7 protein-coding genes are annotated in these 15,643 nt (G+C 50.2%); 3 read left to right on the top strand and 4 right to left on the bottom strand.

Annotated elements, in window-relative coordinates:
* Positions 1 to 33: 33 nt before the first annotated feature.
* The gene (locus tag IPG80_RS04665) at positions 34 to 8,154 is read right to left on the bottom strand and encodes an SdrD B-like domain-containing protein (RefSeq protein ID WP_345103218.1); all 8,121 of its coding nucleotides are present in this window, start codon (positions 8,152 to 8,154) and stop codon (positions 34 to 36) included.
* Positions 8,155 to 8,479: 325 nt separating this feature from the next.
* Here IPG80_RS04665 and IPG80_RS04660 point away from each other — a divergent pair, with 325 nt between their 5' ends.
* The 3 genes from IPG80_RS04660 to IPG80_RS04650 all read left to right on the top strand — a co-directional run bounded on the left by IPG80_RS04660 (position 8,480) and on the right by IPG80_RS04650 (position 13,497).
* The gene (locus IPG80_RS04660) at positions 8,480 to 10,054 is read left to right on the top strand and encodes an ATP-binding protein (RefSeq protein ID WP_345103216.1); all 1,575 of its coding nucleotides are present in this window, start codon (positions 8,480 to 8,482) and stop codon (positions 10,052 to 10,054) included.
* Positions 10,055 to 10,214: 160 nt separating this feature from the next.
* The gene (gene pepF / locus IPG80_RS04655; RefSeq protein ID WP_345103214.1) at positions 10,215 to 12,020 is read left to right on the top strand and encodes an oligoendopeptidase F; all 1,806 of its coding nucleotides are present in this window, start codon (positions 10,215 to 10,217) and stop codon (positions 12,018 to 12,020) included.
* Positions 12,021 to 12,144: 124 nt separating this feature from the next.
* Complete coding sequence (locus IPG80_RS04650) at positions 12,145 to 13,497, top strand: CpXC domain-containing protein (RefSeq protein ID WP_345103213.1); 1,353 nt, start codon at positions 12,145 to 12,147, stop codon at positions 13,495 to 13,497.
* 32 nt (positions 13,498 to 13,529) lie between these two features.
* On the opposite strand, the gene IPG80_RS04645 is transcribed toward IPG80_RS04650, so the two are convergent.
* From IPG80_RS04645 to IPG80_RS04635, 3 genes are all read right to left on the bottom strand, one after another.
* Entirely contained in the window at positions 13,530 to 14,339 is an 810-nt protein-coding gene (locus IPG80_RS04645) for a PIG-L deacetylase family protein (RefSeq protein ID WP_345103211.1), read from the bottom strand.
* A 144-nt stretch (positions 14,340 to 14,483) separates the two neighbouring features.
* Positions 14,484 to 14,864, bottom strand: a complete 381-nt coding sequence (locus tag IPG80_RS04640; protein WP_345103209.1) for a pyridoxamine 5'-phosphate oxidase family protein — start codon at positions 14,862 to 14,864, stop codon at positions 14,484 to 14,486.
* Between the two features lie 6 nt (positions 14,865 to 14,870).
* Positions 14,871 to 15,563 carry an FHA domain-containing protein gene (locus tag IPG80_RS04635; RefSeq protein ID WP_345103207.1) on the bottom strand — a complete coding sequence of 231 codons (693 nt, stop codon included), beginning with the start codon at positions 15,561 to 15,563 and terminating at the stop codon, positions 14,871 to 14,873.
* Between the last annotated feature and the right edge of the window lie 80 nt (positions 15,564 to 15,643).

Below are 15,643 nucleotides of genomic sequence, written 5' to 3'. Positions count from 1 at the left end.
ATTATTCCCAGTGTAAAGCCGGACGATAGCGTCTCATAAAAGTGAGTCTGAAGAAAGCGAGTTGTATATGCCATCACCATCTTCATCCACATAGACCAGATCGCCGATCTCAACTCGATAGAAACCAAAGTCCACCGTCATATTGGCGCGGTTATCGTAAGTGGTTCCCTGTCCTGTGGCGGAAAGGTCAACTTCGTTAAGCGGCTCAGCAGTTGCCCCAAGCGTAACAGCCGCTGCAGCTACATAGTTGATAAAGCGATTGGATATAAATGTAGTACGCCCATTCTCGTCACTCGTTGGGAGTCCGGCATCTACATCATTATCCGGGTCATTCGATGTTGAATCTGAACGATTGGAATTATTGGCAATGGTTGTGCCTGTGCTCCAATAGCCCACCAGCGCATCCGTTGTTCCGCCTGTGGTGAAATTATCGTTCGGAATGACAACAATGTAGTTCCCAGCGGGGAGTCCATCAAAGCGGTAATAACCGGTTAGGTCTGTAGTTGTAAATGGAGATGCCGCTACGGGCAGGTCTGTACCGGGATTATAAGTTTGATTGTTATTCGTGTCAGAATACAACTCGACGCGAACACCGCTTACACCTTGTTCTGCCGCATCCAACACTCCGTCATTGTCAGTATCGAACCAGACGCGGTTACCGAGGTTGTAAACGGGAACAATAAAGCCAAAGTCAACTGTGGGGTCTGAAGTGGTGGCAGTGGCATTGGTAACAACATTGTTAGCAGCACCCGCCGCACCGCCAGTGCCTTGACCAGGGGTCAAGGTTACAACACCGCTGCTGACTTGCAATGCATTTTCGCCAATCCCATTGTCGTTCTCGTCCGTGTTTGTGTCGGGGTCGGTGGTATCTCCTGAGTCGGCAGTATCCACTGTGCTGGCATATTCAATTGGGGTTGAAGGCGGGGTAACACGGACAACATAGTCGCCTGCGGGCAAGCCGCTGAACGAATAGGTGCCGCCTGCACCCGTCACATACGCACCGGTTCCATCATCGGTCGTGCCAAGGATGCCATCTGCACCGACTTGAATTTGTGTATTGTTATTCCCTGAATAAAGCACAACGTTTGCGCCTGAAAGCAGGGTATCTCCGGCATTACGATCGCCGCTCTTGTCTACATCAACAAATACGATGTTACCAAGGTCAAGACGATAGAAACCAAAATCAACAGTACGATCACTTTGGTTATTGGGTTCTTCACCATCAGCAGATTCCGGATTGGTTGAAGGATCGTTATCTGTGATTAATTCTTGCGCACCGGATCCCAGAGTGATCGCAGCAGAAGCAACATAATCAATTCCACCGCTGGCAAGAGCTGTGGTTAACCCGTTGTCGTCAAGGTCGTCTTGATCGGCATCCGGGTCGTTGGCGGTAGCATCAGTGATCGTACCGTCTGAAATGATGCTCGTTGCGCTGCTACGATACCCAAGCAAGGGGTTCCCCGGAACGGTGTCTCCAGACGCAAGGGTACGGAAGTTATCATCTGCAATAACGACAACGTAATTTCCTGCTGGCAGGTCATCGAAACGATAATAGCCGTTCGAATCGGTGGTATCAAAAGCGAGGAAGGTATCCCCGGCATTAAAACCGCCGCTGTTGTTTGTATCGCGATACAGTTCCACGCGAACACCGTTAATACCAACTTCGGCTCCATCCATGAGACTGTTATTGTCGGTATCGTACCAGACGCGGTTACCAAGGCTGAAGACCAATGGCACAAAGCCAAAGTCCATGGTGTTGTCAGTCGTGCTGCCGCTGGAATTGGTTATAGTCACATTTGGTTTTGGTGTGGTATCCGGACGTGTGCCGCCACCGGGTGTCATGGTAAGGACACCACTGGAAGTGACCACTGCATCGATCAATACACCATCTCCATTGTCGTTGTTATCGACATTGTTATCTGGTTCGTCATTGTCGGTTTGCGGGTTGGTATCAATCGTGCCTTCATAGCCTACCGGCGGTGTAACACGGACAATGTAATCGCCCTGGGGCTGCCCGGCAAACGAATACAACCCGGTACTTGCGGCGCTTGTAGTTGTAGCAAGCAAAGTGACACCATCCGCGCTATACAATTGCACAGTGGCTCCAGAAAGCGGTGTATCACCTGCGTTATTCGCACCAGATCGATCAAGGTCGGCAAATACCAAGTTGCCAATAACAGTACGATAGAAACCGAAGTCAGCCGTCAGGTTGGCACGCTCATCAATGGCACCCAGAGGTCTGGTTCCATCAATATCGGTTTCACCCATGGGTTCAAGCGGTGGAGGTCCAAGCGTGATGACAGACGAAGAAACGAAATTAATGGTCGTGCCGGTCACGTCGAATGTGGTCACGCCGTTCTCGTCACTATCATCCTCATCAATATCGACATCGTTGGCAGTATTGTCACTGAGAGTTCCATTTGCGGCGCGTAGAGTGCCACTGCTCCAGTAGCCCACAAGCGAAGTATTGCCGCCTGTTGTAAAGTTATCGTTGGGGATGACGACCACGTAATCACCAGCGGGAAGGTTATCAAAACGGTAGTAACCACCGGCGGCAGTCAACATACCGCCCGCGGCATCATCAGCACTGTTCAGAATACCATCGGGACCCACATTTATTTCAGTGCCGCTCGAATTGAAGAGTTGAACACGTACGCCACTAACGCCGACCTCTGTTGCAGTATCGATCAGGTTGTTATTATTGGTATCAAACCAAACGCGATTACCCAGACTATAGTAGGGAGAGATAAAGCCAAAATCGAGGCTTGAGTCGGTGGTAGTCCCAGTCGCGTTGGTCTTTGTAATATTCGCTCCCGAATCTGTGGAAGGATTCAGAGTCAGCACTGCGCTGGAAGCCTGCCCAAGCGCGGTTCCAACACCATTATCGTTATTGTTGGCGTTCTGATCCGGATCGTCATTATCATTTTGCGGATTGTCATCACGCGTGCTGTAATAACCAGCAGGCGGGGTGACTTTCACAATGTAGTCTCCGGAAGGCAACCCAACAAAGGAATATAGACCATTTGCAAGGGTGGTAACACCGCCCAAGGCATCATCACTTGTACCGATAATGCCGTCTGGTCCCACTGGGATTTCGGTTGTGCCGTTGCTCATAAAGAGTTGAACAGTCGCACCCGCCAAAGGACCATCAGGGCTGCCATCCAGGTCGCCGTCTTCGGTGAAATCGGCAAAGACCAGGTCGCCAATAGCGGCACGATAAAAGCCAAAGTCAACTGTCATGTTGGCGTGGTTGTCTGTAGAGCCCTGCCCGCTGGCAGAAGAAGGTTCACCCGTAGGCTCCAACGGCAGACCACCCAGAGTGATAGGAGCAGAGGAAACATAATCGATCGGATTAACAGAGGAAAGCAACGTACTTAAGAAGGTTGTAACACCATTCTCATCACTTGTGCCTGAGACGGCATCACGATCATTATCAGGGTCGTTGGTAGCGCTTTCAGATAGAGTGCCAGTTCCATTAACGGATATCCCTGTACTCCAATAGCCTGCCAATGGATCAGAGCCCATGTTATCGCCCGCGCCGACATTGCGGAAGTTGTCACCGGGGATGACAACCACATAATCACCCGCTGGCAGGTCATCGAAGCGATAATAACCAGTACTATCTGTCTCGGTATAACCAATGAAAGTCGCGCCTCTATACAACTCAACCCGCACGCCACTGATTCCTGACTCGGCAGCATCCAATACACCATCATTATCCGTATCGTACCAAACGCGGTTACCAAGACTGTACAAAACAAAACCAAAATCAACGGTTGGATCGTATGTGTCGCCGATAGCTGTTGTTATGATATTTTTTGAATTCGCACCTGCATCACCTGGAACCAGGGTAACAAGTTCACTTTCAACCAAACCTGAGCCAATTCCAACTCCGTTGTCGTTGTTGTCGATGTTCGTGTCCGGATCGTCGTTGTCATTTTGCGGATTGCTATCCACTGTACTTGAGTAGTCTCCCGGCGGATTTACTTTTACAAGATAAGTACCCTGGGGTAATCCCTGGAATAAATAGGTGCCAGCAGCGCCAGTAGTGACTCCACCTGCGGCGTCATCGCTTGTACCGAGGATGCCGTCAGGACCTGTATTAATTTCTGTTTCTGTAGCTCCGTCACTGGCAAAAAGTTGAACCGTTGCGCCAGAGATGGGGGTATTCGAACCATCGTAAACACCATTGCCATCTGAATCCATAAAGACCAGACTACCCAGGGATAGTTTATAGAAGCCAAAATCCACTGTGCGATTACTGAGGTTATCTGGTGATTCCCCTGCAGGGTTGGCAAGCGGCATATCGTCATCGTTTGTAGGCTCGGCGGGACCAGGAGGACCAATGGTGATCGCATCACTGATCACATCGCCGCCCAGTTGCGTCAAACCGTTTTCATCACTATCAAGATCGTCGTCAGGGTCATTTGCCGTGGCATCAGTCGTTGTACCGTCCGCGGCAATAGTAGTGCCGCTGCTCCAGTATCCACTGAGCCTGTTTAAGGGCGCTATATCACCAACAACATTCTTGAAGTTATCATCAGGGATCACAACCACGAAGTTATTCGGCTCAAGATCGTCAAAGCGATAATAGCCACCGCCGCTGGTGGTTTGCGTCCCACGCAGTACAGTTGGGTTACCGCCTGCATCGGCTTCGAACAACTGCACGACAACGCCGTCCACGCCGACTTCATCCGTATCAATATCACCGTCGTTATTCGTGTCAAACCAAACACGGTTGCCAAGGCTGAACAAACCACCCACACGCAGAGTGTCTGTTGTGGAGTTGATGTTTTGCACACCCCCCGTTGCTGTAATGCCACCAACAGGGATAACATTAACATACGCACCGATCTCGGTTGAAACGACATTTATCTCAACCTTACAAATATCTTTGCCGCCGGGGTCACCACGTGCAGCAAGGCTGCCGCCTGTTAATTGAATTGTGCCAGTCCCAGCCACAGCCGTCAGCGTGGTGGTGGTTACGGGAGCAGCAGGGTCAATACACGTATGAGTAGCAAGGTAATCAGGACCAGAAGCGATTACAAGCCCATCTGGCAGAGTTGGAAATTCATCCAATAACCCCATTTCTCTTACAGGCACATTGCTGGTATTTGAAATGGTAATGGTTAATTTTGACACTTGATTCACTGCCACAGGGTTTGGATTGAACACCTTGACCACACCCACACCAGGTAGGTTGGTCAAGGACGCTTCGGTTGGCTGATCGCTGGTCACGCCATTTGCAGTGGTTAAGGCTCCAGCAGGAATTCGGTTCGTGCGATTTCCATTGACATTCATGATCACACGCAAAGTGATCGTACAACTGGAAAATGGCTGGAGTACACCGCCACTGAAAGAGAATTGCGCATCGCCGGGATTTCCCACCAATGTGCCTCCACATGTCCCTGTATTTAACAAAGGCGGGTTGGCAAGTTTAATTCCACTAGAGCCTGGCAAATATAACAGATCCATATTGTCAGTGAACGCCACCCCGGTAAGCTGAGTAGCATTGGGGTTGATCAACTGCACAGTCATTGTGGATGTGGCGCCGCCGTAAACCAAGACCGGGCTAAAACCTTTCACAATGCCAATTTCGAGGTTCTTAACGGTTAAGTCTGCCTGGGCTTGTTGTAATGCCTGCACTACCGAACCAGTCGCAGATACTGTAGCAGATGTATTTCCAACCGGGATCGTATTGGTGTATGTGCTTGCAGAAGAGGGAGATGTATCCTTACCTTGAACGTCAACAGTAATCGTACAAATACCTGGAACACTACCTAATTTGGCAGGGACGGTTCCACCGGTCAGTTGAATGGTCTTGAAATCCGGCGAGATCGTTACAGTCCCTGCACCACAGGTAGTAACAGCATTGATGGGGCTGTAGACAACAATCCCATTGGTTGTGTCTCCCGGAAGGTTATCGGTGATATTTACATTAATCAGGTCAGAAGGCGCTTCATTTTGCAAGGTTATCGTTAATACAGAACGCCCATTTGCCTGCACTTCTATTGGGTAGAACGCTTTGCGTGTGGTTAAGGTAGTTGCGCTTAACAACGCCGAGGCAGCGGTAAGTTCATTGGTGCGTCCTTGCTGGGTTGTAATATCATTCACTGGGATGGTATTGGTGTAAAGACCTGGCGTCACTTCAACATCCACAGAGATCGTACAATTTGCTCCGGCAGCCAGGGTGGTAAGCAATGTCGTATCATTAAAGATCACTTGATCCGGATCAGCAACAGTATTCAATGTTAATGCGCCCAAGCCGCCCGGACAGGTGGTTGCGGCATTAGGTGTTGTTGCGATATTCATCCCCGCAGGCAGCGTATCCGTAAAGTGGATACCATTAATCGGTAGATCTGCTGGAGCCGTGATGGTAATGGTCAGGCGGCTGGTGGTCCCTAAAGTTGAAGATGGACTGAATGCCTTGGCAACATTTACAGGCAGGAAGGGGGCGTTGACTACGGTTAAGTCCCGCGGAGTCGTTGTATTCGTTCCTACCCCGGGTCCTTGCCCCGACGTGATCGTTCCTGCGTCAATAGTGTTGGAGTACACCCCAGCGGTAGTCGAAGAAACATTGAAAATAACGGAACAACTTGAGTTTGGTGCGATCGTACCGCTCGCCAACGTAATTGAGTTCGTAGTTGAAGTAATGGTCCCGCCGCATTGAGGCGAGACAGGGCTGCCTGAAACCAACAAGCCCGCCGGTAGCGAGTCTGTAAAATTAATACCAGTCAGCGTCGTGTTACTGTTATTACTCAATTGAATAGTAACAGTATTGGTGTAACTCCCATCCAAACCCATTATATAAGGCGCCGCAAATGACTTCGTGGCAGTTAATGCCGGACGTATGGTCATGCCAGCAGATGCCGGGAAGATGTTGGTAACGCCCGGCTGATCGGCAGTTAAAGTATCTTTGGGAATCGTGTTCGTTTGCGCGCCACTGGATGTTAATGAAGACTGGACAGTAGCCGTGATGGTACAGGTACCCAAGGTTGTCGGCGTAGGTCTGGGAGGGATGGTTCCCCCAGTCATTTGAAGTGTAGTTGCAGTGGTAAAGGTAACCACACCACTTCCACAAGTCGTAGTAGGGGTGCCTGTAAAGGTTAACCCTGGCGCGCCTGGCAGCAGCGAATCGGTAATTGCCACATTTGTATAATTCGCATTGGTGGGGTTCTGAAGCGTGATAGTTAAAGTAGACGTATCACCAGCATCAATATTTACAGGAGAAAATAACTTGGTAACATTTACCGGCTGAATATTCAGGTCCGCTTCAACATCCGTGGAGTTATATACGCCTTGTTGTGTTTTCAGAGAAGCAGGGTCTGTTGGACCTGCTGGAATGGTGTTTGTGTAAGCTCCACTATTTCCAGTAACTGTCACGGCAATCAAACAATCAACACTTGGCGCAACAGTTCCAGCGCTGAGAGAAACCACACTACCACCATCTGCCGCAGTGATTAACGCGCCAGCTCCACAACCTGAGGTTGTAAGCGCTGCAGGAGTGGCTAGTATCACTCCTGCGGGGAGATTATCGGTAAATGAAACATTCGTCAGGTCGGTATCATTATCATTATTATTGATACGGATCGTCATCCGGCTGGTTTGACCTACATAAATCGTATTGGGAGCAAAGGTCTTACTCAATGAAGGCGGTTTTACCTCGATCACTGTAATGGTTGCACTGGCAGGTGAAGTGTTTGTAATTCCGCCTTCGTCACCTGTGGCCGTCAACGCGCCAACATTGATAACATTAATGATATTTCCCGGAGTGATCGAAGAGATGGGAACCTCAACATAACATTCCCCCGGAACAGTAACCTGCGGGGCTACACTACCACCACTCATTGTCAGAGTAGTATCGCCAGGAAGTGGGGCAAAAGTTCCGCCGCAGGTATTTACGATCGCGCCCGGCGCCACATATAACCCGGTTGTCAGGTTATTTGTCCAGGCAACACTCGTCAACCCGTAAACATTTGGGTTAAAGATGGTGATACGAAGAATCGAAGTCCCGCCCGCGTCGATTTGAAGCGGGGTGAATTGCTGGTTGATCTCAGCCGGGAGCGATGCAGCATAGGCAGGCGTTGCGGGTCCAAGGAAGAGCGAACCAATCATAACAAGAGCGAGAAACAAATATTGAAAAGACCGTGACATATCATATCCTTGGAAAAATAGTTATATACAGAGCAAGCGCCTATGTTTTGAGAAAAAAAACAGCAAAAACGGCATACGGCCGGTTTCGCTGTTTTGCTATCCCACATCCGCCCCATAAATAAAAAATGGGGTTAGCGACCAATCCAGTTGTGAGGTCGTTGCATCCGTAGAAAAATAATAAAATCTTAGCAATTTTATAGCCTAACAGTACTATGGTCAACATCGTAAAATAACAAAAATGTCGGTTGGGCTGGTAACCTGCACATATTATACATATAGGAATCTAACATCCTAAAATTCTCCCAGTGATAAAATCATTGCAATTATGTCCCTTGTACCATCGATGTTGCCAGATTTTCGTGTACGCCAGCGGGATTACCTGCTGGAAATCTCACGTCTGCTCACTCAGGAACTCGACCTGGAGAAGCTCATGGCGCGTATTTTGCGCGTTTCCATTGAAATGCTGGCTGGGCAAGCCGGCATTATTGCGCTCAAACTACCCGACGGCTGGCGCGTCGCTGCAGCACATGGCATTGCCCCGGCTTTTCTCTCCTACTTAACCCCGCTCCTCGCCGAAGAAAAAGTCCGCGAGTTGGATGTACGTGAACTCAACCGTATGCTCAAAGGACTGACTTATACCGCCAGCATGGGGCTGCTCAATGGCACAGGTCTCCCACTCGCCGCTCATGAGCAAGTCATTGGCGTTATCTTCATCTTTCGTAATTACCCCGATCTTTTCACTCCCAACGACCGCATCCTTCTGCAATCTTTTGCCGACCAGGCAGCGATCGCCGTGTTTAATGCCCAACTTTATGGGCAGATCTCCTACGAGAAGAAACGACTTGATGCCCTGCTCGACTCTGCGGGAGACGGCATCCTCATCCTAGACGCGCAGTTGAACATCGAGCGCTGTAATGAAGCCTTTTGTCAACTCTTCGGCGTAACCCGTGAAGACGTAACCAACAAACCTCACAGTGAGATCGTTCGATGGAAGAAAGAACCGCAAGGCAGCACGCTTGAAGAGTCAGTTGCCAACGGTTGGCCCCTCACCCCCAACGCCACCCTTTACGTGGAGGGCGACTTGAATCGTCCATTACCGCCCGCTCTGCCAGTTGGCATCACGTACGCACCGCTGCTTTCTGATGAAGGCAAACTCCGCAATGTCATCGTTGCCGTGCGCGACATCACCCACTTCCGCAACGCCGATGAGATGAAAGCCACTTTCATCTCTATCGTCAGTCACGAGCTGCGGACGCCAGTGGCGCTTATCAAAGGCTATGCTTCCACCCTGCGGCGCGCCGATGCAAAATGGGACAAGCACACTATTAATGATTCGCTTGGCGTCATTGAAGAAGAAACAGACCGCCTCTCGAAAATGATCGACGATCTGCTGGATGCCTCACGTCTGCAAGCTGGGGGACTCAGCTTGAATCAGGCTGATGTGGCTCTGCCCAGTCTGGCGTTAAGAGTGAGCGAACGTTTCGCGTCGCAATCCCCTAAACATCGTATCCACACCGATTTTCCTGAAAAATTCCCCGTCATCCTTGGCGATGAAAATCGTCTGGAGCAGGTGCTTTCAAACCTTGTGTCGAACGCCTTGAAATACGCCCCCGAAGGCGAGATCAAAATATCCGGGACAACTCTGCCTGAACAGGTGATCGTGTGCGTAAGCGACGAAGGACCCGGCATCGATGCCCGCGATCTTCCGCATATCTTCGACCGTTTCTATCGCTCGACCAACGCCGTCAAACAGACAAAAGGCGCCGGGCTTGGTTTGTACCTTGCGCGTGCCATTGTGGAAGCGCATGGAGGGCGCATTTGGGTGGAAGGAAATAACGGTTCGAGCGCCAAGCCGAAATCTGATGCGGGTGCCCGAATCTGTTTTTCGCTGCCGCGTTAGCCGCCCTTCAGAATTCAGCCATTTTCCCCACTGGAGAATCTCCCAAAGTTACTACGGGAAAGGTAAAATTCTTTCAAATTTCAACGAACAAAAAATGAGCGCTGTATCAGCCGTCAAGGTATGATGCGGCACCCGCAAAGTTAATTTAAAAGGACATAAAATGGCAAAGATCCCCGCGCGAAAACAAGTGAACAAGAAATATACCTGGAACGCTGAAAGCGTGTTCAAAAGCACCAAGGACTGGGAAGCAGCTCTCAAAGCTGCCATTGACGACATTCCCAATGTAAAAAAATTCGAAGGCAAACTTGGGACAAGTCCTGAAACGCTGCTTGAAGGCATAAAAGCCATCGAAGATATTTCATTGCGCATGCAGACTATTTACATGTATGCCCAATTTGCCTACGCAGTGGATACGACCAACCAGGCGGCGGCAGGCATGGTCGGCAAAGCACAGGGCATGGCAGGGCAGGTTGCCGCCGCCATCGCCTTCCTTAACCCCGAGCTTCTGTACATTGGCAGGGAAAAGCTGGAAGGCTGGATGAACGGCAATGATCAGTTGGCGGTCTACCGTCAGAGCATTGACGACCTCTTCCGCCAACAGGCACACGTGCGTTCCACGGAAGTGGAAGAGATCCTCGGTATGACCGCTGAAGCTTTTAGCGGTCCTTCGAGCAGTACTAGCATGTTGGTAAATGCCGACTTCAAATTCACACCCGCTACAGATAGCAAGGGCAAAAAGATCGAAGTCACTCAGGGGAATTTTTACTCCACCCTGCTTGAGCACCCCGACCGAAAAGTGCGCCAGAGCGCCTTTGAGAATTACCACGACAAGCATATCGAATTCAAGAATACACTCGCAACCAACCTGGCAACATCCATCAGCGCGAACGTGTTTAGTATGCGCGCGCGCAAATTTGACACCACCCTTTCCGCGTCATTGTTCAATAATAACGTTCCAGAGGAAGTTTTTCATAACCTGATCAATACCTTCCAAAAGAAACTGCCTGTTTGGCATCGTTATTTCGAGATCAAACGCAAAGCGTTGAAGTTAAAAGATATTCAATATTTCGACATCTGGGCACCGATCGCCAAGAAACGCGTACCTGTTTCGTATGAAAAGGCAGTTGACCATATCAGCGATAGCCTGGCTCCGCTTGGCAAAGAATATGTAGAGGTCATGCGTCAGGGATGTCTCAAAGACCGCTGGGTGGATTCCACCGTCAACCTCGGCAAGATGAATGGCGCGTTCTCTTATGGCTCGCCGCAGACACATCCCTTCATTATGATGTCCTACACCGATGACATCGGCAGCATGAGCACACTGGCGCATGAGCTTGGGCACTCCATGCATTCATACCTCTCATGGAAGAACCAGCCATTTGCCTATTCAGGGTATTCCCTCTTTGTTGCCGAAGTGGCTTCGAACTTCAACCAAGCCATGATGCGTGGACACCTGCTCAAGACCATCAAGGACAAGAACTTCCTGATCTCTTTGATCGAAGAAGCCATAAGTGGAAATTTCTTCCGCTACTTCTTCCAAATGCCCACCCTTGCTCGTTTCGAACTGGAGACTCATCAGCGTGCCGAACGCGGCGAACCTCTCACCGCAGACGCAATGCAAACCCTGATGGCAGACCTGTTCACCGAAGGCTTTGGTCCGAAAGTTAAGATCGACCGTCCGCGTGTAGGTATGGTGTGGTCAACATTCAGTCATTTGTTTGCCGATTATTATGTATATCAATACGCCACCGGCATTTCAGGTGCGCACGCCCTCTCTGCCCGCATCTTACGCGGAGAGCCGAATGCCGCCCAGGATTACCTCGGCTTCCTCAAATCCGGTTCGTCAGCTTACCCGCTGGATGTACTCAATAAAGCCGGTGTGGATTTAAGAACCCCTCAAGCGGTAGAGGAAACCTTTGCGGTCATGGAAGGCTACATTGACCGGCTGGAAGAGTTGATCGGGTAGTTGCACAACCTCTCAGTTTAATGATCTTTTAGTCTAGTTATTACGCATCACGGGCTACATAATCCGTGATGCGTAACCATGTATAATGTAAGCATTAATCTCAAATCGTCAATCGGAAATTAGAATGGCACAAACTCAAATCGCATGCCCCCGCTGTAGACAAATGATCCCTGCCAACGTTGAGCAATTGTTTGACGTGACAGCCGATCCGCAAGCCAAACAACGCCTCATGAGCGGACAGGTCAATTACGCCCGCTGTCAGTTCTGCGGGTATCAAGGACGTCTTGCCACCCCCGTGGTATATCACGATAATGAAAAAGAACTCTTGCTAACCTTCTTCCCCGCTGAATTGGGGTTGCCGGTCAATGAGCAGGAACGCATGATCGGTCCGCTCATCAAACAGGTGATGGAACGCCTCCCTGCCGAGAAGCGCAAAGGCTATTTGCTCAAGCCGCAAGCCAACCTGACCTACGAGTCAATGATCGAAACCATTCTCGGCAAAGACGGCATTACACCGGAAATGTTGAAAGAACAGCAAGACCGGGTGCAGTTCATCGAAAAACTGATGCAGGTCACCTCGAAGGATGTGCGTACTGAGTTGATCAAGCAAAATGCGAAGATCATCGATGAGCAATTCTTTGCCCTCTTCAGCCGCATTGCCCAGAGCGCCATGAACAGTGGACAGGAACAAATGGCACGTGTGCTCATTGATATCCAAACCCAGCTGCTTGAAGAGACCGAGTATGGGCGTCAATTGAAAGAGTCGGTCGCAGAGTTGGAAGCCGCACAACATGAGTTGCAAGATGCCGGTCAGGGATTGACGCGTGAAAAACTGCTGGACTTTGTGCTTGCTTCCAAGTCCGATGCACGCATTCGCGCATACGTATCTCTGGCGCGTGGCGGCATGGATTACACTTTCTTCCAGACGTTGACCGAGCGCATTGAAGAAGCCTCCTCTGATGAAAAGACCCGCCTCGAGAGCATTCGCGAAAAACTGCTTGGCTTTGTTGCGGAAATTGATAAACAAATGGAAGCGCGCCTCAAACAGGCTCAAGACTTTGTTGAGGCATTATTGAAAGCACCAGATATTGAGCAAGCTGTCAGCGCAAACCTGGACAAATTCACTCAAGACTCGGTTGAGGTGGCTCAACAAATGCTCAGGCAGGCAACCGAAAAGAACGAATACGAGCGGATGGGCAAACTGCAAAAGATGATCCAGGTGCTGCAAACCGCCAGCGCACCGCCTGAAATTTCCATCATCGAACAGTTGATCCAACTGCCAGATGCGGCAACCGTTGAAGAAGCATTAACGCAAAACCCGGATATCGTCACTCAGCAATTGCTGGATACCCTTACCGGGCTTGCCACTCAAATGGAATCCCAGGGAGATAACCCCGAAGCCAAGGCGATGGGAGATAAATTGAGCGAGGTTTACAAAGTTGCGCTCAAAGTCTCGATGAAAAAGAACATGGGCTAAAAAGAAGGTCACCGTAAAGGTGACCTTCTTTTTTATCTCAATCCGGCAAACAGGTCTGTTTCTTTCGCGCGCCCGCCATTCACCAAACTAAATGCCCGAAAGAATGTGCCCTGCATCGCCAAGACAGCTACACCCGCATCTTCGTGCATTTCAGCCAGAGCGCCCAAAGTTGCCAATTGGCTCTTATGGCACTGAATGGCACGCCAGGCAGTATGGCAATACTCCGCCATTTCAATATGCGTAGTGATCATCCAATCCTGCCACGGCGCTTCGCCGCGGATCTGGTCATCCACAGGGAAGGTCATATCACCCATGAATGGGGCAATAAGATTGACAAAATTTTCACCATCCACCATGTAGTAGAGTTTTTGGACACGATACGCAGCGAGATTCTGCGGGTCCTTGTAACTTGAGTCGGCAGCGCAAACAATGGCGGCGTTGGTAAACTGTCCAACGGCGATGTGATCCGGGTGACCGTAGTTGCCGTCATGCGGAAATGTCACCACCACTTGTGGCTGAATGCGGCGTATATGAGTGACGATTTTTGCTATGGCTTCAGCAGGGTCAGCTTGATCCACTTGCCCATCGACGTAGTTAAGAAATGATAGACTTTTCATGCCAAGCTCATTCACGGCATTCTCCAACTCTGTGGTCCGAAGTTGACCGAGGCGCTCCTTGCCAGGATTCTGCTCTTCGGGTCCGAACCAGCCCACTTCCCCGCGTGAAGCGCAGACGAGATGAGTCTCCATGCCTTCGGCGGCATACTTCGCGAGTGTGCCGCCCATCCCCATCGACTCGTCATCAGGATGGGCAAAGACAGCCAACAGTTTTAGTGCGGTCATCGAATTCTCCTAAAAAATCTGCCGCCCATTTCGGCGGCAGGAGTAGTTGAGTTATCGCTCTGAAACTTGCAACAGGGCTTCTGCGGTGATATTGAATGCTTTGGCAAAACCTGCCACATACCGCTTGCCGCGCGGAGTGAAACGTTAAAAACTAAAATCGACCATATTGAACAATTGCTCCGCTTCAGGGAAACGCACAAGGTATTGCGCCTTTAGCGGAGTGAACCCCGGCTCGCCAACCTGGATCATCTCTGCCTTGCCGCGAATAGAAACACGCGCCAAAGTCTGAGGGTCACTGCGTCCATCATCTGTTTCACAGATCATCAGGCTTACACGGTTATCCTTTTGCATATCCACAGTATGCTGGGCGAGACGGCTCACAAAAATATAAAATGCCGAAAAATCATCGGCATAAATATAGGCTGCCATGGAAACCTGCGGCGCTTCATCTCTCAGCGTTCCAAGAGACGCAATGCGCGTATTGCGTATAAGTTGAGCTAAAACCTTTTCTGACTGTGCATCCATGCTGGATCATTCGCCTATCTGTGGGTTGTCTAATCGCAGACCATGCCCACGTACGGTGTTTATATATTGATGACCGGGATCGAGCACTGCCAGCCTGTCGCGCAAACGGCGGATCAAAGCGTCCAATGCCTGATCCGACACACCCGCAGTCTGATCCTCGCCCCACACATCAGAAACGAGACTGGTACGTTCAACCACCTGCCCCTGATTTTCATATAATGTCCAAAGCAATTTAAATTGCTGGGCAGACAATGGCGGAATTAACTGCTGTTGATTCACCCAAACCTGACGTGATTTCTGCTCCATCACAAGCCGCCCGGCACGCGGTCCATTCTCGGCAAGCGGCATGGTGGCATCGGATGTCAGAAAGGTAAATTGCTGAGCCAGTGCGATCCCAAGCATATCCCCATCCTGCAACATGATCGGACCTGTGATCTCCGTGCCATTATGATTTGTACCGTTCTTACTCCCGAGATCTTCAAGGGTAACCCCTTCTTGATTCGGAGTGATGCGTGCATGAAATCGTGACACCTGACGATCCTGCACCTGTATATCGCAGCTGGGGTCGCGCCCCATCATCAGGGTGCGGCTCAAAGTCCAGCGCTGCCCCTTTAGGGGACCGTCCTGCGCAACAAGAATGGGATATTCCTCTTCGCGGTCCATAATCTCCTCATCGCCTCTTGTGAGCATGTATTTCATCTCTATATTGCAAAGGCGTTTATAATATAGCAGAAAAGCGGATTTCTGTGCATGGGATTATAGTGCAAAAGTGATACACG

The organism is Candidatus Villigracilis vicinus (genome assembly GCF_016702885.1).
GTDB lineage: Bacteria > Chloroflexota > Anaerolineae > Anaerolineales > Villigracilaceae > Villigracilis > Villigracilis vicinus.
Note: the sequence above shows the minus strand (reverse complement) of the source record. Positions and strands in the feature narration are given on the sequence as shown.